This is a genomic window from Propioniciclava sp. LT432 (assembly GCF_059515965.1).
This window is the reverse complement of sequence record NZ_JCAKNE010000021.1, coordinates 24,850-45,617: the sequence shown is the minus strand read 5'-3', so window position 1 is coordinate 45,617 and position 20,768 is coordinate 24,850. Positions and strand designations below refer to the sequence as shown.

Annotated in this window: 25 protein-coding genes and 1 riboswitch; of the genes, 12 read left to right on the top strand and 13 right to left on the bottom strand. The window is 70.3% G+C overall.

Annotated elements, in window-relative coordinates:
- Window position 1: 1 nt before the first annotated feature.
- Window positions 2-1,000 (bottom strand): ABC transporter substrate-binding protein, encoded by a 999-nt coding sequence (locus tag AC5YDV_RS12890; RefSeq protein ID WP_496183647.1) that lies wholly within the window; start codon window positions 998-1,000, stop codon window positions 2-4.
- 137 nt (window positions 1,001-1,137) lie between these two features.
- Here AC5YDV_RS12890 and AC5YDV_RS12885 point away from each other — a divergent pair, with 137 nt between their 5' ends.
- The 8 genes from AC5YDV_RS12885 (at window position 1,138) to rplQ (ending at window position 5,560) form a co-directional block, all read left to right on the top strand.
- The gene (locus AC5YDV_RS12885) at window positions 1,138-1,509 is read left to right on the top strand and encodes a hypothetical protein (RefSeq protein ID WP_496183646.1); all 372 of its coding nucleotides are present in this window, start codon (window positions 1,138-1,140) and stop codon (window positions 1,507-1,509) included.
- 119 nt (window positions 1,510-1,628) lie between these two features.
- Window positions 1,629-1,850 carry a translation initiation factor IF-1 gene (gene infA / locus AC5YDV_RS12880; RefSeq protein WP_131167419.1) on the top strand — a complete coding sequence of 74 codons (222 nt, stop codon included), beginning with the start codon at window positions 1,629-1,631 and terminating at the stop codon, window positions 1,848-1,850.
- Window positions 1,851-1,926: 76 nt separating this feature from the next.
- Entirely contained in the window at window positions 1,927-2,040 is a 114-nt protein-coding gene (rpmJ, locus tag AC5YDV_RS12875; protein ID WP_020575560.1) for a 50S ribosomal protein L36, read from the top strand.
- Between the two features lie 230 nt (window positions 2,041-2,270).
- Window positions 2,271-2,645, top strand: coding sequence for a 30S ribosomal protein S13 (rpsM, locus tag AC5YDV_RS12870; RefSeq protein WP_496183645.1), 375 nt, complete (start codon window positions 2,271-2,273; stop codon window positions 2,643-2,645).
- A gap of 35 nt (window positions 2,646-2,680) precedes the next feature.
- Window positions 2,681-3,103 (top strand): 30S ribosomal protein S11, encoded by a 423-nt coding sequence (rpsK, locus tag AC5YDV_RS12865; protein ID WP_496183644.1) that lies wholly within the window; start codon window positions 2,681-2,683, stop codon window positions 3,101-3,103.
- 32 nt (window positions 3,104-3,135) lie between these two features.
- Window positions 3,136-3,741 (top strand): 30S ribosomal protein S4, encoded by a 606-nt coding sequence (gene rpsD, locus AC5YDV_RS12860; RefSeq protein ID WP_496183643.1) that lies wholly within the window; start codon window positions 3,136-3,138, stop codon window positions 3,739-3,741.
- Window positions 3,742-3,869: 128 nt separating this feature from the next.
- Window positions 3,870-4,883, top strand: a complete 1,014-nt coding sequence (locus tag AC5YDV_RS12855; RefSeq protein WP_496183642.1) for a DNA-directed RNA polymerase subunit alpha — start codon at window positions 3,870-3,872, stop codon at window positions 4,881-4,883.
- A gap of 20 nt (window positions 4,884-4,903) precedes the next feature.
- The gene (gene rplQ / locus AC5YDV_RS12850; RefSeq protein WP_496183641.1) at window positions 4,904-5,560 is read left to right on the top strand and encodes a 50S ribosomal protein L17; all 657 of its coding nucleotides are present in this window, start codon (window positions 4,904-4,906) and stop codon (window positions 5,558-5,560) included.
- A gap of 492 nt (window positions 5,561-6,052) precedes the next feature.
- Here rplQ and AC5YDV_RS12845 read toward each other — a convergent pair whose 3' ends face one another.
- The 11 genes from AC5YDV_RS12845 to trmB all read right to left on the bottom strand — a co-directional run bounded on the left by AC5YDV_RS12845 (window position 6,053) and on the right by trmB (window position 16,158).
- Window positions 6,053-6,937, bottom strand: a complete 885-nt coding sequence (locus AC5YDV_RS12845) for a resuscitation-promoting factor (protein ID WP_496183640.1) — start codon at window positions 6,935-6,937, stop codon at window positions 6,053-6,055.
- Between the two features lie 178 nt (window positions 6,938-7,115).
- Window positions 7,116-7,727 carry a superoxide dismutase gene (locus tag AC5YDV_RS12840; RefSeq protein ID WP_496183639.1) on the bottom strand — a complete coding sequence of 204 codons (612 nt, stop codon included), beginning with the start codon at window positions 7,725-7,727 and terminating at the stop codon, window positions 7,116-7,118.
- Window positions 7,728-7,829: 102 nt separating this feature from the next.
- Entirely contained in the window at window positions 7,830-8,561 is a 732-nt protein-coding gene (locus AC5YDV_RS12835; protein WP_496183697.1) for an ECF transporter S component, read from the bottom strand.
- Window positions 8,562-8,641: 80 nt separating this feature from the next.
- Window positions 8,642-10,222 (bottom strand): ABC transporter ATP-binding protein, encoded by a 1,581-nt coding sequence (locus AC5YDV_RS12830; RefSeq protein WP_496183638.1) that lies wholly within the window; start codon window positions 10,220-10,222, stop codon window positions 8,642-8,644.
- A complete protein-coding gene (locus AC5YDV_RS12825; protein ID WP_496183696.1) occupies window positions 10,219-11,328 on the bottom strand; it encodes a CbiQ family ECF transporter T component in 1,110 nt (369 codons plus the stop codon). The genes AC5YDV_RS12830 and AC5YDV_RS12825 overlap by 4 nt, the downstream gene beginning before the upstream one ends.
- An 8-nt stretch (window positions 11,329-11,336) precedes the next feature.
- Window positions 11,337-12,230, bottom strand: a complete 894-nt coding sequence (locus AC5YDV_RS12820; protein WP_496183637.1) for a hypothetical protein — start codon at window positions 12,228-12,230, stop codon at window positions 11,337-11,339.
- A complete protein-coding gene (locus AC5YDV_RS12815) occupies window positions 12,227-13,453 on the bottom strand; it encodes an LPXTG cell wall anchor domain-containing protein (RefSeq protein ID WP_496183636.1) in 1,227 nt (408 codons plus the stop codon). Before AC5YDV_RS12815 ends, AC5YDV_RS12820 begins: the two co-directional genes overlap by 4 nt.
- Before the next feature lie 79 nt (window positions 13,454-13,532).
- A riboswitch (cobalamin riboswitch) is annotated at window positions 13,533-13,688 on the bottom strand.
- Between the two features lie 62 nt (window positions 13,689-13,750).
- Window positions 13,751-13,954 (bottom strand): CsbD family protein, encoded by a 204-nt coding sequence (locus tag AC5YDV_RS12810; RefSeq protein WP_496183635.1) that lies wholly within the window; start codon window positions 13,952-13,954, stop codon window positions 13,751-13,753.
- Between the two features lie 49 nt (window positions 13,955-14,003).
- Window positions 14,004-14,618, bottom strand: a complete 615-nt coding sequence (locus AC5YDV_RS12805; protein ID WP_496183634.1) for a class I SAM-dependent methyltransferase — start codon at window positions 14,616-14,618, stop codon at window positions 14,004-14,006.
- Entirely contained in the window at window positions 14,615-15,424 is an 810-nt protein-coding gene (truA, locus tag AC5YDV_RS12800) for a tRNA pseudouridine(38-40) synthase TruA (protein WP_496183633.1), read from the bottom strand. The genes AC5YDV_RS12805 and truA overlap by 4 nt, the downstream gene beginning before the upstream one ends.
- A complete protein-coding gene (gene trmB / locus AC5YDV_RS12795) occupies window positions 15,421-16,158 on the bottom strand; it encodes a tRNA (guanosine(46)-N7)-methyltransferase TrmB (RefSeq protein WP_496192503.1) in 738 nt (245 codons plus the stop codon). The genes truA and trmB overlap by 4 nt, the downstream gene beginning before the upstream one ends.
- A gap of 120 nt (window positions 16,159-16,278) precedes the next feature.
- Here trmB and AC5YDV_RS12790 point away from each other — a divergent pair, with 120 nt between their 5' ends.
- The 3 genes from AC5YDV_RS12790 to AC5YDV_RS12780 all read left to right on the top strand — a co-directional run bounded on the left by AC5YDV_RS12790 (window position 16,279) and on the right by AC5YDV_RS12780 (window position 17,941).
- Window positions 16,279-16,689 carry a YccF domain-containing protein gene (locus AC5YDV_RS12790; protein WP_496183631.1) on the top strand — a complete coding sequence of 137 codons (411 nt, stop codon included), beginning with the start codon at window positions 16,279-16,281 and terminating at the stop codon, window positions 16,687-16,689.
- Between the two features lie 32 nt (window positions 16,690-16,721).
- Window positions 16,722-17,333 carry a MarC family protein gene (locus tag AC5YDV_RS12785; protein WP_496183630.1) on the top strand — a complete coding sequence of 204 codons (612 nt, stop codon included), beginning with the start codon at window positions 16,722-16,724 and terminating at the stop codon, window positions 17,331-17,333.
- Between the two features lie 110 nt (window positions 17,334-17,443).
- The gene (locus tag AC5YDV_RS12780) at window positions 17,444-17,941 is read left to right on the top strand and encodes a GtrA family protein (protein ID WP_496183695.1); all 498 of its coding nucleotides are present in this window, start codon (window positions 17,444-17,446) and stop codon (window positions 17,939-17,941) included.
- 60 nt (window positions 17,942-18,001) lie between these two features.
- On the opposite strand, the gene AC5YDV_RS12775 is transcribed toward AC5YDV_RS12780, so the two are convergent.
- Window positions 18,002-20,086, bottom strand: coding sequence for an elongation factor G-like protein EF-G2 (locus AC5YDV_RS12775; RefSeq protein ID WP_496192502.1), 2,085 nt, complete (start codon window positions 20,084-20,086; stop codon window positions 18,002-18,004).
- Between the two features lie 233 nt (window positions 20,087-20,319).
- Here AC5YDV_RS12775 and rplM point away from each other — a divergent pair, with 233 nt between their 5' ends.
- A complete protein-coding gene (gene rplM / locus AC5YDV_RS12770; RefSeq protein WP_496183628.1) occupies window positions 20,320-20,763 on the top strand; it encodes a 50S ribosomal protein L13 in 444 nt (147 codons plus the stop codon).
- The last annotated feature ends 5 nt before the right edge of the window (window positions 20,764-20,768 follow it).

Below are 20,768 nucleotides of genomic sequence, written 5' to 3'. Positions count from 1 at the left end.
GTCACCCCACGATCTCCGCACCCTTGAGGAGGTCCTCGGGGATGGTGATGCCCATGCGCTGGGCGGCTGCCTTGTTCACGTAGACGGAGAGGTCCTTGAGCGTCTCCACGGGCATCGTCTCCGGCTTCGCCTCGCCCTTCAGGACCTTCACGGCCATCTCGCCGGTCTGGCGGCCGAGCTTGGTGTAGTCCAGCCCGTAGGTGATGATGCCGCCCTTCTTCACCGAGTCACCCTCGCCGACCACGAGGGGGATCTGCTGGGTCTCGGCGTACTGGACGACCGACTCGATGGCGGAGACCACCTTGTTGTCGGTGGGCACGTAGATCGCGTCGACCGCACCCAGCGAGGTGACCGCCTGCTGCACCTCGGAGGTCTCGGTGATGGTCTTCTCGACGACCGTGAGGCCCTCGGCCGCAGCGGCCTTCTTCGCGGCGGCGACCTGGACCTCGGAGTTCACCTCGCCCGAGCTGTACACGATGCCCACGGTCTTGGCCTCGGGCTTGAGCTTCTTGACGAGCGCGATCTGCTCGGCGACCGGGTTCATGTCGGACGTGCCGGTCACGTTGGCGCCCGGGGCGTCCGCGGACGTGACCAGCTTGGCGGCGACCGGGTCGGTGACGGCGGTGAACAGGATCGGCTTGTCCGCGATGGCCTGGGCGGTCGCCTGCGCGCTCGGCGTGGCGATGGCCAGGACCAGGTCGACGTCCGACGTCGCGAAGGTGGTGGCGATCGCGGTGTTCGTCGCGGCGTCCGCCTGCGCGTTCTTCTCGTCGTAGGTCACCTTCAGGCCGGCGTCGGCCAGCGCCTGCTTGAAGCCGTCGCGAGCGGCGTCGAGGGACGGGTGGGTGACGTACTGGCTGATGCCGACCTTGTAGGTCTCGGCGGGGGCGGCGCCGCCAGACGACGACGGGGACGCGGCCGAGCCGGTCGCACAGCCGGCCAGGGCGAGGGACAGGGCGACGACCGTGCCCGCGACGGCGATGACGGGGTTGCGCTTCACGTTGGGACTTCCTAACTCCTGGGCGCCGCCTGTCCACCAGGCACGGGCGCGGGACCTGCACACGATACCCAGCACGTCGGACGCCTCGGCGGCAGTCTCAACGAATTGCGTCCGGACCCGGACGGTAGGCTGGGCGCATGCCCGAGCTGCCGCGATCCTCGAAGTACCGGGCCACGCCCGGCGAGCCCTTGACCGACGACGAGCGCAACCGCCTCGTCGATCGACTCAACGTGGCGTACGAGAGGGGTGACGTGTCGCCCGACGACTACCCGGGCTTGTTGGACACGCTGTTCGGGGCCTCGACCCTGGGTGAGGTGGTCCCCGTGGTGGAGGCCGTGCCCGGCGTCGCGACCCACGACGTGCCGGCGATCATCGAGCAGGGCACCGGGCGTCCCGGCGAGTTGTCGGAGGCGCGCCAGCCCAGCGCGGCCCTGATGGGCAAGGTGATCGCCGGAGGCGTCGTCGCCGTCGTGTTGCTCCTCGTGATCATCCTCGCCCTGGTGCTGTGACGCCCTGACGGCATCGTGCTGTAACCTGCGCCCGCAATTTGGAGCGCACGGGGCTCTGGAGTAGCATGGGACGTCGGTCACCTGTGTCCTCAGGTGGCGAAGCGTTCCCTTAGGAGATCATGGCCAAGAAGGAAGGCGCCCTCGAGATGGAGGGCTCCGTCGTCGAAGCTCTGCCCAACGCGATGTTCCGCGTTGAGTTGACCAATGGGCACCGCGTTCTGGCGACCATCAGTGGCAAGATGCGGCAGCACTACATCCGCATCCTCCCCAGTGACCGGGTCGTCGTGGAGTTGTCACCGTACGACCTCACGCGCGGGCGCATCGTCTACCGCCACAAGTGACCGTCGTTCTCGAAGTTTCCATCCAGTCGGGTCCGGGGACACCCCTGCGCCCGGCGCGAGTCAAGAAAGTAGCTCGATGAAGGTTCAGCCGAGCGTCAAGAAGATCTGCGACAAGTGCAAGGTGATCCGCCGGCACGGTCGCGTGATGGTGATCTGCGAGAACCCGCGCCACAAGCAGCGCCAGGGCTGATCCAGCCCGCTGCGACGGCCGGAGGGACACGATCACTGTTGGAGCCCCTCCAACACAACTCAAGAACGTGACGGCAAACCCGTCAGGGCGCGGACCGCATCGTGGGTCCGCACGCCAGCCCTGGCGAGACCACCCCCGGTACGAAGGCCGGGGCCCGCGCTCAGGCGCACGGGACGCCGCACGCCACACACCTTCGCGGCCTTCGGGTCGAACAATGAAAGGAACGCCTGATGGCACGTCTCATCGGTGTCGATCTTCCGCGCGAGAAGCGTCTGGAGATCGGCCTCACCTACATCTTTGGCATTGGTCGCACCCGCGCCAAGGAGATCCTGGCCGCCACCGGCATCAGCGGTGACGTCCGCGTGAAGGACCTGACCGACGAGCAGCTCGTCGCGATGCGTGACTTCATCGAGGCGAACTACGAGACCGAGGGTGACCTCCGTCGTACCGTCGCCGCGGACATCCGTCGCAAGATCGAGATCGGCTCCTACCAGGGCCGCCGCCACCGCATGGGCCTCCCGGTCCATGGCCAGCGTACGAAGACCAACGCTCGTACGCGCAAGGGCAAGAAGAAGGCTGTCGCCGGCAAGAAGAAGGTCCGCTGACGCGGGCCTGAGGAAGACCAGGAGAATCTGAACACATGGCACAAGCAGGCCGCACCAAGGCTCAGGCCGCCGCCGCGAACAAGTCCAAGGTTCGCCGCAAGGAGAAGAAGAACATCGTCTCCGGGCAGGCCCACATCAAGAGCACGTTCAACAACACCATCATCTCGATCACGGACCCGACCGGTGCTGTGATCGCGTGGGCGTCCGCCGGCACCGTCGGCTTCAAGGGCTCCCGCAAGTCGACTCCGTTCGCCGCGCAGATGGCCGCCGAGGCCGCGGGTCGCCGCGCCATGGACCATGGCATGAAGCGCGTGGACGTCTTCGTCAAGGGCCCCGGCTCCGGCCGTGAGACCGCGATCCGCTCGCTGGGCGCGCTGGGTCTGGAGATCGGCCCGATCTCCGACGTGACCCCCGTGCCGCACAACGGCTGCCGTCCGCCCAAGCGCCGTCGCGTCTGAGCCCGAGCCGAAGAGAGAGAGACTGAAGAACCATGGCCCGTTACACCGGACCCATCACCCGCAAGTCGCGTCGACTCGGTACCGACCTCGTCGGTGGCGACAAGGCGTTCGAGCGCCGCTCCTACCCGCCGGGCATGCACGGCCGCGGCCGCATCAAGGAGTCGGAGTACCTGCTCCAGCTCCGCGAGAAGCAGAAGGCCCGTTTCGCGTACGGCGTCCTCGAGAAGCAGTTCCGTCGTTACTACGAGGAGGCGCAGCGCAAGTCCGGCAAGACCGGTGAGATCCTGCTGCAGATCCTCGAGTCCCGTCTGGACAACGTGATCTACCGTGCCGGCTTCGCGTCCACGCGTCGTCAGGCCCGCCAGCTGGTCGTCCACGGCCACTTCCTGGTGAACGGCAAGAAGGTCAACGTCCCGAGCTTCCGGGTGACCCCGTACGACATCATCGACGTCAGGCCGAAGTCGCTGAACCTCGACGTGTTCGTCATCGCCCGCGAGACGCACCACGAGCGCGTCGTCCCCGCGTGGCTCACGGTCCGCCCGAACCGCATGCGCATCCTGGTCCACCAGCTGCCCACGCGCGAGCAGATCGTGGTCGACGTCGCCGAGCAGCTGATCGTCGAGCTCTACTCGAAGTGATCCCGTCGAGGCGTCCGTGAGGTGATCCCACCCCACGGACGCCTTGCGTGGTCTCCCCATCCATCGGGTGCGGCACGGTGCCGCGCCCTCTTGACACCGTCAAATAGTGGGCGGTGGGAAGGAACAACATGCTCATCGCACAGCGTCCGACGCTGACCGAGGACGTCGTCAACGACACCCGGTCGCGCTTCGTCATCGAGCCCCTCGAGCCGGGCTTCGGCTACACCCTGGGCAACTCGATCCGCCGCACGCTGCTGTCGTCCATCCCGGGCGCGGCGGTCACCAGCATCAAGATCGAGGGCAACCAGCACGAGTTCACCACGCTACCGGGCGTCGTCGAGGACGTGACCGAGATCATCCTCAACGTGAAGCAGCTCGTGCTCTCCTCCGAGGAGGACGAGCCCGTCGTCATGTACCTGCGCAAGGCCGGCGCGGGCGCTGTCACCGCCGCCGACATCGCCCCGCCGTCCGGGGTTGAGATCCACAACCCGGAGTTGCACATCGCGACGCTCAACGCGTCCGGCAAGATCGACATGGAGCTCGTGGTCGAGCGCGGACGTGGCTACGTGTCCGCCGCCCAGAACAAGAGCGCCGACTCCGAGATCGGCCGCATCCCGGTCGACTCGATCTACAGCCCCGTGCTGAAGGTCACCTACAAGGTGGAGGCCACCCGTGTCGAGCAGCGCACCGACTTCGACCGCCTCATCGTGGACGTCGAGACCAAGCCGGCGATCAGCCCGCGCGACGCCGTGGCGTCCGCCGGCAAGACGCTCGTCGAGCTGTTCGGCCTGGCCCGTGAGCTCAACGTCGAGGCCGAGGGCATCGAGATCGGCCCGTCGCCGGTCGATGAGCAGTACGCCGCCGACCTCGCCCTGCCGGTCGAGGAGCTGAAGCTCACCATGCGCAGCTACAACTGCCTCAAGCGCGAGGGCATCCACACGGTGTCCGAGCTGGTCTCCCGCTCCGAGCAGGACCTCCTCGACATCCGCAACTTCGGCAGCAAGTCCATCGAGGAGGTCAAGCTCCGCCTCCACGAGATGGGCCTGGCCCTGAAGGACAGCGCTCCCGGCTTCGACCCGCTGGCTGCCCTCGGCAGCTACGACGAAGAGGCCGACTTCGACGACGACGACAACCAGTTCTGACAAACCAGGAGATTCACGACATGCCCAAGCCCACCAAGGGTCCCCGCATCGGCGGCAGCCCGACCCACGAGCGGATGATCCTGGCCAACCTCGCCAGCCAGCTCTTCGAGCACGGCCGGATCACCACCACCGAGACCAAGGCCAAGCGCGTCCGCCCGCTCGCCGAGAAGATGATCACCAAGGCCAAGCGTGGCGACCTGCACAGCCGCCGCATCGTGCTGAAGACGATCACGGACAAGGGCGTCGTGCACGTCCTGTTCACCGAGATCGCGCCGAAGCTGGCCGACCGTGAGGGTGGCTACACCCGCATCACCAAGATCGGCAACCGCTCGGGCGACAACGCGCCGATGGCGGTCATCGAGATCGTGTCGGAGACCGTCGAGGAGTCCCGCAAGACCAAGGCCAAGGCGTCCGGCACGAAGGCCGCGCCCAAGGCGTCCACCAAGCCTGCCGCCAAGGTCGCCAAGCCGGCCAAGGACGAGGCTGTCGAGGACGAGGTCGTTTCGGCCGAGGCCGTCGACCCCGAGGTCGTCGATCCCGAGGACGTCGCCGCTGAGGACATCGAGCTGACCGACGAGGGCACCCCCGTGACGGCGGAGTCCGACGAGGCCGATGCTGCGGACGCCGACGAGGCCCCGGCTGAGGATGCCCCGGCTGGGGAGAAGGCTCAGGCCTGATCCTCGCCCTTTGGCGATTCCCGAACGCCCGGTCCCCGTGGGGGCCGGGCGTTCGTGTCTCTGGACCGGGCGCGCGGCCGGCGGCGATGCACGCACCCCGGATTCCCCGCTGGACGCCGCCAGCAAACGGCGTCAGTCGGGGGATCCGGCGTATCGACGATCAAGAGCCGGGGTGCAGAGGGGGTCACCCAGACCTGTCGCACGAGGCGGGGTGAGTCCGGACGCCAGATGCACGCACTCCGGATCCCCCTCCGAACGTCGCCAGCAAGCGGCGTCGGACGGGGGATCCGGCGTATCTGACAAGAGGACGCCGGGGCGCAGAGGGGGTCACCCAGTCCTGTCTCACGGGGCGGTGCCGTCGCCGGACGCCAAACGGCCCCGGACGCCAAACGGCCCCGGACGCCACATGATCGTGATCACGGACGCCAAACGACCCCGCGAGCAGGAGCTCGCGGGGTCGTGAGGTGCGAAGGGCCGATCGGGCCCCGAGTGCTACGCGCAGCCCCAGGGCTGCAGGCCACGCTGGGCGTACAGGCGGTTGGCGACCGTGATCTGTTCGGCGCGCGATGCCTGGTGCGGGTACGCCGCGAAGTCCGTGCCGCCGACCGACCGCCACGTGGCGAGGTTGAACTGCAGGCCGCCGTAGTAGCCGTTGCCGGTGTTGATGGACCAGTTGCCGCCGGACTCGCACTGGGCGATGCGGTCCCACATGTCGGCGCGGGCGAGGTTGATCGCACCGCCCTGCGGGGCCGGCTCGGGTGCGGCCGTCGGCTTCGGGGCCGACGTCTGCTTGGGGGCCGGTCGGTCGGCGGAGCGCGACGTGACCTTCGGGGCCACCTTGGTGCCCACTCGGACGACCTGGTTCACGGGCTCCTGGGTGACGGTCTGGGAAACGGTGGTCGTGCTCTCGACGACCCCGTCGACGGTGACGACCTCGACGACCTCCTCGCGGACCCCGTTGACGCCCTTGGTCTTGACCTTGCGCTCGCCGCGAGGGAGCGAATCGTCCTGGACCTCGGTGGTCACGAACTCGAGCGCAACCGACTTCTTCTCCTGCGTCTTGGAGACGCGGCTCACCATGACGGTGTCGCCCAACGTGAGAGTCGCGAACCATCCGGGGGAGACGCGATCGTGCTCACCGAGCGTGATGCCGGCAGCCTCGATGGCGGCGGCGACGGTGGCGTCGGCGCCCAGGGTGACCGCCGTGGTGGTGTTGTCGGCCCACACGCGGACCTCGGTGGAGGTGACGACGGGGGCGATGGCCGCGGTGGCGGTGGGCGCGTTGAGTTGCTGGGTGGCTCCCAGTGCGACGCCTGCTCCGGTGACCAGCATGACTGCGCTGGAGACGGCTGCGACGAGCTTGGTCGAGATGGGCAACGGAGGAACTCCTGACGTGCGACTGCTGGTACTGGTCCAGTCTGTGCCCACGCTGAGAATTTCTCAAGTCAGTTCTCAGGGTTTCGTCAGGTTGCCATGCGAATCGTCCGGACAAGCCGCTGGGCGGCGTCCGCATTCGGACGCCGCCCAGCAGGGAAAGGCGGGGGGCCGAACTACCTCAGTAGGCGACCTGGGTGGCGCGAGCGGCAGCAAGGCGCTCCGACACGTTGGTCCAGTTGACGACGTTCCACCAAGCCTTGACGTAGTCGCCCTTCACGTTCTTGTACTGCAGGTAGAACGCGTGCTCCCACATGTCGAGCTGGAGGATCGGCAGCTGACCCACCGGCAGGTTGCCCTGCTGGTCGAAGAGCTGGTTGATGTTGAGGCGCTGGCCCAGGGTGTCCCACACCAGCATCGACCAGCCGGAGCCCTGGATGCCGTTGGCGACCTCGTTGAACTGCTTCTGGAACCCCTCGAACGAGCCGAAGAACTCGTCGATCGCGGCCGCGACCTCACCCTCGGGCTGACCGCCACCGTCGGGGGACATGTTCTTCCAGAACACGGAGTGGTTCACGTGGCCTCCGAGGTGGAAGGCCAGGTCCTTCTCGAGCTTGTTGATCGCGGCGAAGTTGCCGGACTCACGGGCCTCGGCCAGCTTCTCGAGCGCGGTGTTCGCGCCGGCCACGTAGGTGGCGTGGTGCTTGCTGTGGTGCAGCTCCATGATCTGGGCGGAGATGTGGGGCTCGAGCGCGCTGTAGTCGTAGTCGAGCTCCGGAAGGGTGTACGTCATCGTTACTTCATCCTCTCAGGTGGTCCTGTTGGGTCCAACGGCGAACGTCACCACCCTATTCCCCGGGACCGGCAGGGCAAGCGCGGCGTCGGACGCCCGGGGTCAGCGGGGTGCGAACGCGGCTCGGCGTGCCGCGCGTCTCAGGATGTGGAGCAGCCCCGGCGCGATGACCACGATCAGGACGACGCTGGTGAGGGCGCGCCCCAGGTTCCAGCCCATCGAGGTGACGAGGTTGTACAGCGCGAACACGTGCAGGTTCTCCAGCGCGCTCGCGGACGGGTCGAACGACAACTGCGTCGTGTTGCCGATCCCGAAGGGCCAGAACGCGAAGTCCAACAGCCAGCCGTACGCGAACGCGGACGCGAAACCCCACACTCCGAGCAGGGCGATCTCCGCCCACCCGCGGACCCGCGGCAGCAAACCGGCCCCCAGGCCGACGAACCCGGCGGCCACCATCTGGTACGGGAGCCAAGGGCCCACGCCGGCGGTCAGCAGAGCGGACGCGAACAGGGTGATCGCCCCCTGGGCGAAGCCGAAGCCGGGCCCGAGGACCCGGCCGCCGATGATCAGCAGGAAGAAGATCGGCTCCAGCCCGGCCGTCCCCGCCCCGAGTGGGCGCAGGACGGCTCCCACGGCGCTCAGGACGCCCAGGAGGGCCAGCCCCTTCACGTCCATGCCGTTGCCCGTCAGCTCGGACACCACCACCGCCAGCACCAACGGGAGCACGGCCGCGAACAGCAGCGGGGCCTGCACCGGGTTCACCGCCGAGTCGGGGCGCAGGAACAACGGCCACGCGAACGCCGCGAGCCCAGCGATGCAGGCCACCGCCAGCATGGCGACGGCGCGGGGCGCCAGGTGGACGGCGTCCACCGGGGTGGACTCGGTGCGTGGGCCGATGGCGCGGTGCGGGGTCGTCACCGCCGCACCTCACCGGGGACCAGCACCGGAACGGGCGCGAAGACCTTGGCTGTCTGCGGTGCGAACGTGGGGGAACTCGTCAGCACCGCCCGGGTTGGCCCGTCAGCGATGACCTCACCGTCGGCCATGACGATCGTCCGCTGGGTGAAGCCGGCGGCGAACTCGACGTCGTGGGTGCTGACGACGACGGCGCGGCCCTCCGCGGCGAGGTCCGCCAGGATTACACCGAGGTGGTCCTTCATGGCGTAGTCGAGGCCACGGGTGGGCTCGTCCAGGAGCACGACGCCCGGGCCCGCGGTCAGCTGGAGGGCGAGGACCAGGGCCAGTCGCTGTCCCTCGGAGAGGTCGCGCGGGTCGGCGTCCGGCGGCAGGTCGGCGCCGAGGCGGGCGAGCATCGCAGCGGCTGTTCCCGGTGCCGAACGGGTCTCCCGGTCGGCCTGGTCAAGTTCCTCCGCCACGCGCGGCAGGTACAGCAGGTCGGCGGCCGTCTGGGGGACGAGACTCACCAGCGTGCGGGCCTCGGGGGCCTTCAGGGGGCGTGGGTCGCACCCGTCGACGACCACGTCCCCGGTGCTGCGGGTACCGCCCTGAACCGCCCACAGCAACGATGACTTGCCGGCACCGTTGCGACCCATCAGGCAGGTGACCTCCCCGCCGTGCAGGTCGAGCGTCACCCGGTCCACGGCGACGGTGTCGCCGTACGCGACGCGCAGGTCCCGGACGCCGGCGCGCACGGCGTCCGGACGTGGCGGATCGGAGGGGGCGGTGACCCGGATCGCCTCGCGCTGCGCCCGGCGGCGGGCGTCCCGCACCGAGCCGGGGACGGCGTCCCAGCCGAGCGCGGCGGCCAGGCGGGCCAGCGGGGGGCGGACGTCGCAGGCGACGAGCACCTCGGCGGGCGGCCCGACGACCACGTCGCCGCGGCCCTGGGGGAGCCAGACCAGCGTGTCGGCCTGGTGGAGCACGCGCTCGAGTCGGTGCTCAGCCAGGACGACGGTGAGGCCGACCTCGTGGACGAGCGTGGTGATGGCCGACAACACGTCTTGGGCGGCCGTCGGGTCGAGTGCGGACGTCGGTTCGTCGAGCACCAGAACTCGCGGCTGCGCCGCCAGCACGGACGCGATGGCCACCCGCTGCTGCTGTCCACCGGAGAGGTCGACCACGGGACGGCGACGCAGGTCCGCGATGCCCATCAGGTCGAGGGTCTCCTCGACACGCTTGCGCATGGCCGCGGGGGCCATGCCCAGTTGCTCCATGCCGTAGGCGACCTCCTCCTCGACGGTGTCGGTGACGAAGCCGGCGAGGGGATCCTGCCCCACCCAGCCCACGACGTCCGCGAGGTCGCGCGGGCGGGAGGTGCGCGTCGACCGACCGGCCACGGAGACATCACCGGCCAGGGTTCCGCCCGTGAAGTGGGGCACCAGGCCGTTGATGGCGCCGAGCAGCGTCGACTTGCCCGTGCCGGTGCGTCCGACGACGACGGCGAGGTCGCCCTCGGGGATGTGCAGCGTCACGCCCCGCAGGGTGGGCGCGGCGGCGTCCGCGTAGGTGATGGTGACGTCGTCGAAGGTGATCATGGGGTCCTCCCGAGGGCGGCGTCAGGCTGGTGGGCGGGCCGGGTCACGGCGAGCGCCGGGGCCGTCGACAGGAGCAGGGGGGCGGCGGCCAGGGCCGCGACGACCAGCATCAGGGGATGGAGCGCGGGCCAGGCGATGGGGTCGATGGACGGGTGGAACGCGTCGAAGGCGCCCGGGACCGTGGGACTGTTCGCGAGCACGGCGACCGTGAGCGCCGCCAGCCCGCACAGGGCGACGGCGGTGTCGCGGAGCGTCCAGGACTGGGGGCGATGGCGGGTCACCGACAGGCGGCGTCCGCTCACCCGGAGGCCGAGGATGGTGCCGACCACCCCGAGTGCGAGGAGGACGCCGCCGGTCAGGCCCGTCTCGGGTGACCCGAGCACGAGGAAGACGCCGACCGTCGCCGCCATCATGGCGACGAGGAGGCCGACGACGAGCAGGGGGTGCGGTGAGGACTGGTCGCGTGTCCGGCCGAAACCGCGGGCCTCCATGCTGGTGGCCAGCGCCAGGGACCGGTCGATGGCGTCCGCCAGCACCGGGATGACGACCGCCTTGACCGCCTGCCAGCCGGACGAGGCGCCTCCGCGGAGGCGTCGCGCCCGCCGGACCCGTTGCACGGACTGGACGACTTGGGGCGCCACGGACAGGGCGATGACGATGGCCACGGACGCCTCGTAGAGGGCGGCGGGCACGCTGCGCAGGGCGCGACGCGGGTTGGCCAGGGCGTTCGCGGCGCCCAGGCACAGGAGCATCACCCCGAGGCGCAGCGCCTCGTAGGTGGCGTACACGAGGCCCTCCGCGTTGACCGGCCCACCCAGGCGGATGCCGGCCGCCCAGGCCGGCAGCTCGACCTCGGGCAGCGTGAACAGGACGGTGGACCCCATCCCCGCGCCCACGACGAGCTGGAAGAACAGCCGGATGAGGATGATGATCCCGGCCAGGGCGAAGTAGGCGCCGATGGAGCGGGCCCAAGGGGAGTCGGTCCGGCGAAGCAGGACGACGGCGGTGACCGCCAGCGCCACCAGGGCGAGCAGGAGTGGGCTCGTGGTCAGCGACACCGCCGCCGCCACGCCGAGGGCCCACGCCCACCACGCCCAAGGGTGCATCAAGGGCGTCAGATCCCTCGCCGGCGCATGAGGGCCCAACCACCCAGGGCGCCACCCCCGGCGACGACGATGCCCGCCGTCGCGAGCAGGCCAACCGGGGTGCCCCCGGAGCTGTCGCCGACCGGGGTCGCGGACGCCGGGGGAGCGGCCTGGGCCGTCTGTGTCGCCGAGGAGATCGCGGGCGACGGCTCAACGACGGGCGTCTCGGACGGCGCAGCGTCCGGGGTCGGGGCGTCCGCCGGGAGGACAGCCTCGGTGCCGGCGGGCGCGGGCGAGGCGGGCGCCTTCGAGGCCGCCCCCTGCGTGGTCGATGCCGTGGCCCGCGGTGCCTTGGAGGCCGGGGCAGGCGTGGAGGCCCTGGTGGGTGCCTGGGTCGGCGCGGGGGCCTGGGTCGTGGGCGCCGGTGCGGGGGCCCGGGTCGGGGCCGGTGCCGGGGGCTGGGTCGGAGCCGGCGCAGGAGCGGCCGGCGGGGCGGGCGGGCGGGGACCGGTCTGCCCCGAGCCGAAGGCCCACCCCTCCGCGTCGCCCTTCCTCGGCGAGGTCGAGGTGTAGCCCAGGCTCGAGTAGCGCCACGGACCCCACGACCCGTCCGCGTTGCGGCTGGCCTGCCAGTACGACCAGTGGGCGTCGTTCGTGACGGTGCAGGTCGACGGATAGCCGTTGATCTGGCACAGGAAGCCGGGGCTCTTGTCGCGGACGGTGAACCCGGCGCTCTGCAGTGCGACCTTGCCGGTGCTGTAGCTGGTGGCGCACCCCGTCCCCTGCCCGCCCACGACGACCCAGACGCCGTCGCAGGAGGCCGCGGCCTCGGCCGGGGTCGCCGCTCCCGGGGCCACGAGGGCCCCGGCAGCGGCGATCAGGCCGACCGCGAGCGTGGCGAGACCGCGGACCAGGCGGTTCATCGCGTCACGTGGCGGCGGGCGACGAGCAGGCCGGCGCCCACCAGCGCCAGCAGCGAGGCAGCAGCGACGAACCACGGCTCGGTCCCGGTGCCCGTCTGCGGCAGGCGGTCACCCGGCTGGGCCACGGAGGTGGCCACCGGGGCCGGGGTCACCGACGCGGTCGGCTCGGCGGACGCGCTGGGCCCGGGGGTCGCGGTCGGCTCCGGGGTCACGGTCGGCTCCGGGGTGGCCGAGGCGGACGGAGTGGCCGAGGCGGACGGGGTCGCCGACGCGGACGCGGACGGGGTGGCGGAGGCGGACGGGGTCGCGGAGGCGGACGGGGTCGCGGAGGCCGAGGGGGTGGGCTGCGCGGTCAGGTCCCAAGCGACGTCGTAGTAGGAGACGCCGGCGACGAGCAGGATGGCCTGCGTGGTGAGGAACCAGTCCGCCTTGCCGTCCACGAGGAAGGCGCCGGAGGCATCCTGTGCGGCCAGCACGAAGGCGAGCGCCTCGTCGACCGGCTCACCGGCGGTGGCCAGGGAGGCGCCGAGGATCGCGGTCGAGTTGGCGGGGACCCAGCCGTCCCAGGAGCCGTCGTCGGCCTGCGCGTCGTGCGCCCAAGCGATCGCGTCGGCGGCCAGGTCGGTGCGGCCGGCGGCGAGGAGGGCCAGGAGGGCCAGGGCCGTGTTGTCGGCGTCCGACGCGACGCCGGGAGCGAAGCCGAAGCCGCCGTCGGCGTTGCGGTACGTGACCAGGTAATCGATCAGGTTCGCGGGGACCTCCTCGCCGGCGCGGTCCAGCGCCACGGCGGCCAGGCCGCTCGCGAACGGGCCGGGCCATTCGCCGATGCTGCCGTCCTCGGCGATGCCGTTCTCGACGATGTCGATGAGGTCGACGCCCGGGAGGAAGGTGCGCGGGTCCTCGCCCACGGCGTCCAGCGCGATCGCCAGCTTGGCCGCGCCGTCGGGGGCGCCCTGCGCGTACTCAGGGCCCGTGGTCTGCAGCGCCTCCAGCAGGGTGGCGACCTCGTCCACGGTGGTCGGGTCCTGGCCGGCGGCGAAGACGATGAGGGCGTCGGCCGTCGAGGACGGGAAGCTCGCGACCTCGTTGGCTTCGAGGTTGGCGGCGACCCAGCGGGCGGTCGCACGCGCGGCGTCCGTGGTGGCGTGGGCGGGGAGGGCGGCGGTGGTGAGCGCCAGCATCGTGACGAGCCCGATCACGAGCAACTTCCAGAGGCGATACATCGTGGTCCTCACTGGGGCACCCAGGGTGCGACGGGTCCCGACTGGGACCGGTCCCCACCCGCGTGCCTCGACGGGTTGAATGGTTTCCGTGGCACCGGCGGGCATTCCGACTCCATCGAACGGGCGATGTCACGGCTGCGGGTCAGTCCCGGTCTTGCACCGGAGTTCCCCCACGCGGGTCCGGGGACACCTTAACCCCCCGGGAACGGCGCGGACCAATCGTCCGCCAACAAGCAACCGGGGTGCAGGAACGTGGTTCCCGCACCCCGGTTGGGTCGTCGTGGTGGACGAGTGCTGTTACTTGAAGGCGTCCTTGACACCCTCGGCGACGTCGCGACCGGCATCCTTGACGTTCTCGCCCGCCTGCTTCGCCTTGGCGGCGGCCTGGTCGGCCTTGCCCTCGGCTTCGAGGCGTTCGTTGTCGGTCAGGTCGCCGGCGGTCTCCTTGACCTTGCCGCCAAGCTCCTCGGCCTTGTTCGAGATTTTGTCTCCGATACCCATGAGCACTCCTCTCCAGCCCCGGTGTTCCCAGCGCTTACATGGATCGAGGCTAGTTGGAGGTGCTTTCCGACGCAAGGGGTGCCACCTCGAACACGCGGAATCCCTTCGCCGACGCCGTCCGGTCACACCGGTAGCCCTGCTCGCCCAGCCAGCGCTGCAGCGAGTCGGCGCCCAGGTTGCGGCCGACCACCAGCCGGGCGACGCCGCCCGGGGCCAGCCGCGCCAGCCAGTGCAACAGCAGGGCGTGGAGGGCCTCCTTGCCGATGCGGATCGGCGGATTCGACCAGATCTCGTCGTAGCGGGCCTCGGGGTCGGCCTCGTCCGGCAGCGACGCGTGTACGCGGTCGCCGACGCCGTTGGCCGCGGCGTTGAGCCGGGTGAGGGCGAGGGCCCGCTCGTTGGTGTCGACGGCGTCCACCCGCGCGTCCGGCGCCGCGGATGCCGCGGCCACCGCCAGGACGCCGTACCCGCAGCCCAGGTCGAGGATGCGTCGGGCGCCGGCGTCCGGGGTGTGCGTGCGCAGCAGGACGGCCGTGCCGAGGTCGAGGCCGTCGCCGGAGAACACGCCGGCCGCCGTCGTGAAGGTCCAGTCGGTGTCCCAGAAGCGGACGCCGATGGTGCGGCGCCGCTCGTCGGAGGTGGGCGTCTCGAAGTAGTGCGTCATGGCTGCCTCTCGTCGCGGCGGGCACGGGACTCGGCCTGGCGGGCCGAAAGCTGGTCGTCGGCGGGGTAGCCGACCTCCTCCAGGACCAGGCCGTGCGGGGGGAGGACGGTGACGTCCCCGGCGCGCGTCGGCTGGTCGACCAGGCCCGCGAGCCAGGCGGCGTCCCGCTGGCCGGTGCCGACGGCGACCAGGGCGCCCACCACCGAGCGGACCATCGAGTGGCAGAACGCGTCGGCGCGCAGCGTGACCTCGACCAGCCCGGTGGCGGGGGACCGCTCGGCGTGGCACTCGAGCATCTCGCGGATCGTGGTCGCCCCCTCGCGGCGCTTGCAGAAGGCCCCGAAGTCGTGGAGGCCCACCAGCGAGCGGGCGCCGGCGTCCATCGCGGCGACGTCGAGCGGGCCGCGCACGCGGACGGCCATGTGGCGCTGCAGGGGGTCGGGTGCCCTGTCGGCCAACCGGAACACGTAGCGGCGCCAGATCGCGGCGAAGCGCGCGTCGAATCCGTTCGGGGCCACCGTGACGCGGCTCACGACGAGGTCCTCGGGCAGCACGCGATCCAGCCGTCGGAGCAGTTCGGCCGCGACATCCGGGCCGGGGAGGTCGACGTGGGCGACCTGCCCGCGGGCATGGACGCCGGCGTCCGTGCGGCCGGCCACGGTGAGGCGGACGGGCTCGGGCAGGCGGAGCACGGTGGTGATCCAGTGCTCGAGGGTGCCCTGGACGGTCCGCAGGCCGTCCTGGGCCGCCCAACCATGGAAGTCCCGGCCGTCGTAGGCCAGGTCGAGGCGGTACCGGGTGGTCACAGCGGGATCTCCCCGGCGGGCTCGGCCAAGGGCTCCCGGTACAGCAGGTCACCCACCGTGGGGACCTCGCCGGTGGCCGTGTCGGCGCAGGCGTACGTCAGGTCGCGCACCTCGCGCCCGGCGTCCAGGCCGCGCTGCTCGTACTTGGTGAGGGGACGCTCGGTCCAGCGCGGCGCCCAACCGCCGTGGATGTTGACCAGCCCGGGGGCGACGTCGAGGACCTCACGCATCGCGTCCGCGTAGTCCTGCCAGTCGGTGGCCAGGCGCCAGAGGCCGTCCGGGGTGAGGCGGGAGGCGACCAGCGCAGCGAACTCGGGGCTGACGAGGCGACGCTTGTGGTGCCGCGGCTTGTGCCAGGGGTCGGGGAAGAACGTCCACAACTCGGTGATGCTCGCGGGCCCGAAGAGGTGTTCCAGGCCCTCGACGCCGTTGGCCAGCACGACGCGGACGTTGGTCACGTTGTGCCGGTTGATGCGGCTCAGCGTGGACGCCACGGCGGGCTGGAACACCTCGAAGGCCACGACGTCCGCCTCGGGGTGCCGCTCGGCCAGCGCGACGAGCGCCTCACCGCGTCCGGAGCCGATCTCGACGAAGAGGGGGGCGCGGCGTCCGAACTCGGTTGCCCAGTCGACCTGGGCGTCGGGGTGGACGGAGGTGGAGAGTTCCCGGGCGGGCACGTCCACGACGAACTTCTCGGCCAGCGTCGTCCATGCCTTCTCCTGTGACGCGTTCATGCGCGCGGAACGGCGCACGTACGACACCACCTCACGGTGGATGCGAGGACGATCGGGGCGCGGCACCCACCGAGGATACCGGCCCGGTACCGTGAGGGGAGAACGGAAAGGAGCACCTCCATGCGGTTCCTGCTGAACGTCATCTGGCTTCTCCTCGGCGGCCTCTGGCTCGCCCTGGGCTACTTCTTCTTCGGGCTGCTGGCCTGCCTCCTCATCGTCACGATCCCGGTGGGGGTGGCGTCGTTCCGCATGGGGGCGTATGCGCTGTGGCCGTTCGGGAAGACCGTGGTGTCCAAGCCCGGGGCGGGCGCCGGGTCGGCCATCATGAACGGGCTCTGGTTCGTCATCGGGGGGCTCTGGCTCGCGCTGGGCCATCTGACGACCGCAGCCGCGCAGGCGGTCACGATCGTGGGCATCCCGCTGGCCATCGCCAACGTCAAGATGATCCCGGTCACGTGCTTCCCGTTCGGCAAGCAGATCGTGGATTCTCACGCCATTCCGGCGGGAATGCAACCGATCTTCCGGATCTGACAGCGCATCGCAGAAAGATGTAGCGTGGTGAGGTGGTCGACGCCTTCCTCTTCACCTCAACGCTCCTGACGCTGTTCGTCATCCTCGACCCGCCCGGCCTGCTGCCCGTCTTCCTCGGCCTCACCGGGCGCATGGACCAGCGGCAGCGCAACCGGGCCGCCCTGGGGGCGTCCATGGTGGCGTTCGGTGTCATCGGGATGTTCGCGATCTTCGGACGCCTCATCCTCGACTACCTGCACATCACCATCGAGGCGCTCCAGGTGTCCGGCGGGCTGTTGCTCCTGCTGGTCGCCATGCAGTTGCTCACGGGGGTGGGGGAGGGGCAGGTCACCGACGTGAGCACCAACGTGGCGATCGTGCCGCTGGGGATCCCCCTGCTGGCCGGGCCCGGCTCTATCGTCGCCATGATGCTGGCCGTCCAGCAGGCCCGATCGGCGGGGGTGTGGGGCTACGTCACCGTCGGGCTCGGGCTGGTCGCCGCCCTGGTGCTGGTCTGGGTGTTCCTGCGCTTCGCGGGAGCGATCCAGCGGGTCCTGCACCACTCGGGGACCGTCCTGCTGACCCGCGTCGCCGGCATGCTGCTCGCGGCGATCGCGGTCCAGATGTTCGCCGACGGGACCTTGGCCTTCCTGCGCCAGGTCTGACCCCTCGCCAACCTGGCGGCAACCGGTGTGTCGGACTTGCATGGAGGCCCTATTCTTCCTCCATGCGGGACGAGGAGGGCAACGGCGCGGCGGCTCGGTGGTTCGCCGAGATGACCACACGCGTCCGCGGTGCCCTTCCGCACGCGGTGCAGCGGGTCCTGCCGACCACCTTCATCGGCTACGCGATGATCAACGGCAGTTCCTTCCTGCTGGACATGGGGCTGCTGGCCGTCATCACCAACTTCTGGAGGCTCCCCTACGGCATCGTCTTCTCCATCGGCTACAGCCTGGCGTCGATCTACGCGTTCTTCCTGAACCGCTGGCTGAACTTCCGGGAACACGGGGACCTCGGCAAGCAGACGGGCAAGTACACCTTCGTCATCATCAGCAACTACGTCATCTGGATCCTGGGGTTCGGGTCGCTACTCGACTGGATCGGCGTCCACGTGATGGTGGCCCGCGTGATGGCCGCCTGCCTGGAGGGCCTCTACATCTACCTGCTGCTGCGCCTGTGGGTCTTCCCGCGCCGTCACGGTGTGGGCGGCGTCGTCGAGCCGCGGACGCACGTGGCCGAGATCCGGTCGGCCACCCCCGACGTCGCTGCCTGAGAGGCACGGGAGCCCGCCCCGGAGGGCGGGCTCACGCGGGTCGAACGGTCGGGCGGTCGGTCACTCCTTCCGCGCGAACTTCTCCACCAGGTTCGGGGGCAGCAGTTCGTAGCCGTGGAACGCCCGGGTGAACGTGCCGCCACCCTGGGCGAGGCTGCGCAGGTCGATCGCGTAGCGGGACATCTCCAGCTGGGGGACGACGGCCCTGATGACGACCTTGCGGCCGTCGGTGTCGGTGCCCTGGACCTGGCCGCGGCGCCCGGAGAGGTCGGTCATGACCGCGCCCATGTGCTCCTCGCCCACGGTGACCGTGACCAGGTCGACCGGCTCCAGGAGCGCGACGTTCCTGCCGATGATCGCGGCTTCCTTCAGCGCGGCGGCGGCCGCCATCTGGAACGCCATGTCGGAGGAGTCCACCGAGTGGGCCTTGCCGTCGAAGAGGGTCACGCGGACGTCCACCATCGGGAAGCCGGCGATGACGCCCTTCTCCAGCTGGGCCTTGACGCCCTTCTCCACCGAGGGGATGAAGTTGCGCGGCACCGCGCCACCCACCACCTTGTCGACGAACTCGAAGCCCGCGCCTCGCTCCAGCGGCTCGACGTCGATGTTCACGACGGCGTACTGGCCGTGCCCGCCGGACTGCTTGACGTGGCGTCCGACCGCCGTCGCCTTGGCGGTGAAGGTCTCGCGCAGGGCGATCTTCACCTCCTCCTGCTGGACGTTGACCCCGTAGCGCTCCTTCAGGCGGTTGAGGAGCAGGTCCGCGTGCGCCTGCCCGGTCGTCCAGAGCACCAGCTGGTCGGACGCCCCCCGGGCGAGCTTCACCGTGGCGTCCTCGACGGCCAGGCGCTGCAGGGCGGTGGACAGCTTGTCCTCGTCGTTGCGTGTGGCGGCCCTGATGGCCAGCGGGAGCAGCGCCTTCGGCATCTTCCAGTTCGGCACGACCACGACGTTCCCCGGTGCGGAGATCGTGTCGCCGGTCTCGGCGGTGGTCAGCTTGGGCAACATCACGATCTCACCGGCGATGGCGGACGACTGGGGCTTGAGTTCCGTGCCCACGGCCTCCTGGATGATGCCGATCCGCTCCTCGTCGTCGTGGTCGTGCTCAGCGCCGTCCTCGTCGCCCTCGAAGAACGACCGGTGGCCGGAGATGTGGACGAGGTCGTCGGTGCGCAGCGTGCCGGAGAAGATCCGAACCATCGACAGGCGGCCGGCGAAGGGGTCCGTCGTCGTGCGGATCACCTGGGCGACCAGGGGGGCGCCGGGGTCGGACGGCGCGGGGTCGAGCACCTCGCCGTTCAGCTTCACCGGGCTCGGGTTCGGGTGGAGGCTCGGGGTCGGGAAGCCGTGCTCGATGAGGCTGAGCAACTCCTCGGTCCCGAGACCGCTCGACTGGACGACCGGTACGACGGGGAACAGGTTCGCTCCCGCCGTCGCCTTCATCAGGTCGTCGAGCAGCTTGTCCCGACCGGGGTCGTCGCCCTCGAGGTAGGTGTCCATGAGCTCGGCGTCGTCGGCCTCCTCGATGAGGCCCTCGATGAGCGGGCCGCGGTGGGGCTCGATGAGGTCGTCGTGGGTGCCGTCCTGCTCGTGCAGGACGGGCTCGCCGCCGCCGGAGTAGTCACGGAAGCGTCGCGAGTGGACGCCGACGGTTCCGGTGATGCCGGTGCCGGACCCGACGGGCACGTGCGTGGGCAGGACGCCCTCGCCGAACTTCTGCTTCAGGTCATCCACGACAGTGTCGAAGTCGGAGTGCGCGGCGTCGAGCTTGGTGAGGGCGATGACGCGGGGGAGTCCCGCCTCGGCGCACTCCTCCCACAGGGCCTGGGCCGCGCCGTCGATGCCGTCGGCCGCGCTCACGACGAAGATCGCGGCGTCCGCGGCACGGAGACCGGCGCGGAGCTCGCCGACGAAGTCCGGGTGGCCGGGGGCGTCGAGGAGGTTGACGAACACGTCGCCCGTGACGAGGGACGCGAGGTAGAGCTGGGAAAGGCGCTCGGCGTCGTCCTTCTCGCCCCTGTAGCCGGCGACTCGCGCCCGCAGCAACTGCTCGAACAGCGACGTCTTGCCCGACCCCGCATTGCCGACCAGCACCACGTTGCGCACTTCGTCGGGGTTGTTCACCTGAACCTGTCCGTTGTTCACCCTTGAACTCATGGGCTTACCTTGCCACTGGTGCCGACGCCGCGGGAAGGTTTGCGCCAATGTCTCCTACGGGCTGTCGTTGAGCCCGGGGCAAGGGGGTTCGCCCGCCCTGCTGTGGTTTTGACCGGCCAGCCCGAACCGGGGTAATCTGGGTCGCTGTTGCGCTGTGACGTGTCCGGGGAGGCGTCCAGCGGTAGCCCCTGCAGCTCCCCGATGACAGATGGGTTACCCGCGTGTCCACGTACACTCCCAAGCCTGGTGAGATCACCAGGAACTGGCATGTGATCGACGCCTCCGACGTCGTCCTCGGCCGCCTGGCCGTCACTGCCGCCACGCTCCTGCGTGGCAAGCACAAGCCGAGCTTCGCTCCCCACGTAGACGGTGGCGACTTCGTCATCATCGTCAACGCCTCCAAGATCGCCCTGACCGGCAACAAGGCCACCACCAAGATGGCCTACCGCCACTCCGGTCGTCCGGGCGGCCTCAGCGCCGTTCCGTACGGTGAACTGCTCGCCACCGACCCGCGCAAGGCCGTCGAGCGCGCCGTCTGGGGCATGCTGCCGAAGAACAAGTTGAGCCGTCAGGTCATCAAGAAGCTCAAGGTCTACTCCGGCCCCGAGCACCCCCACGCCGCGCAGCAGCCGCAGCCGTACGAGATCACCCAGATCGCCCAGTGAGCCAA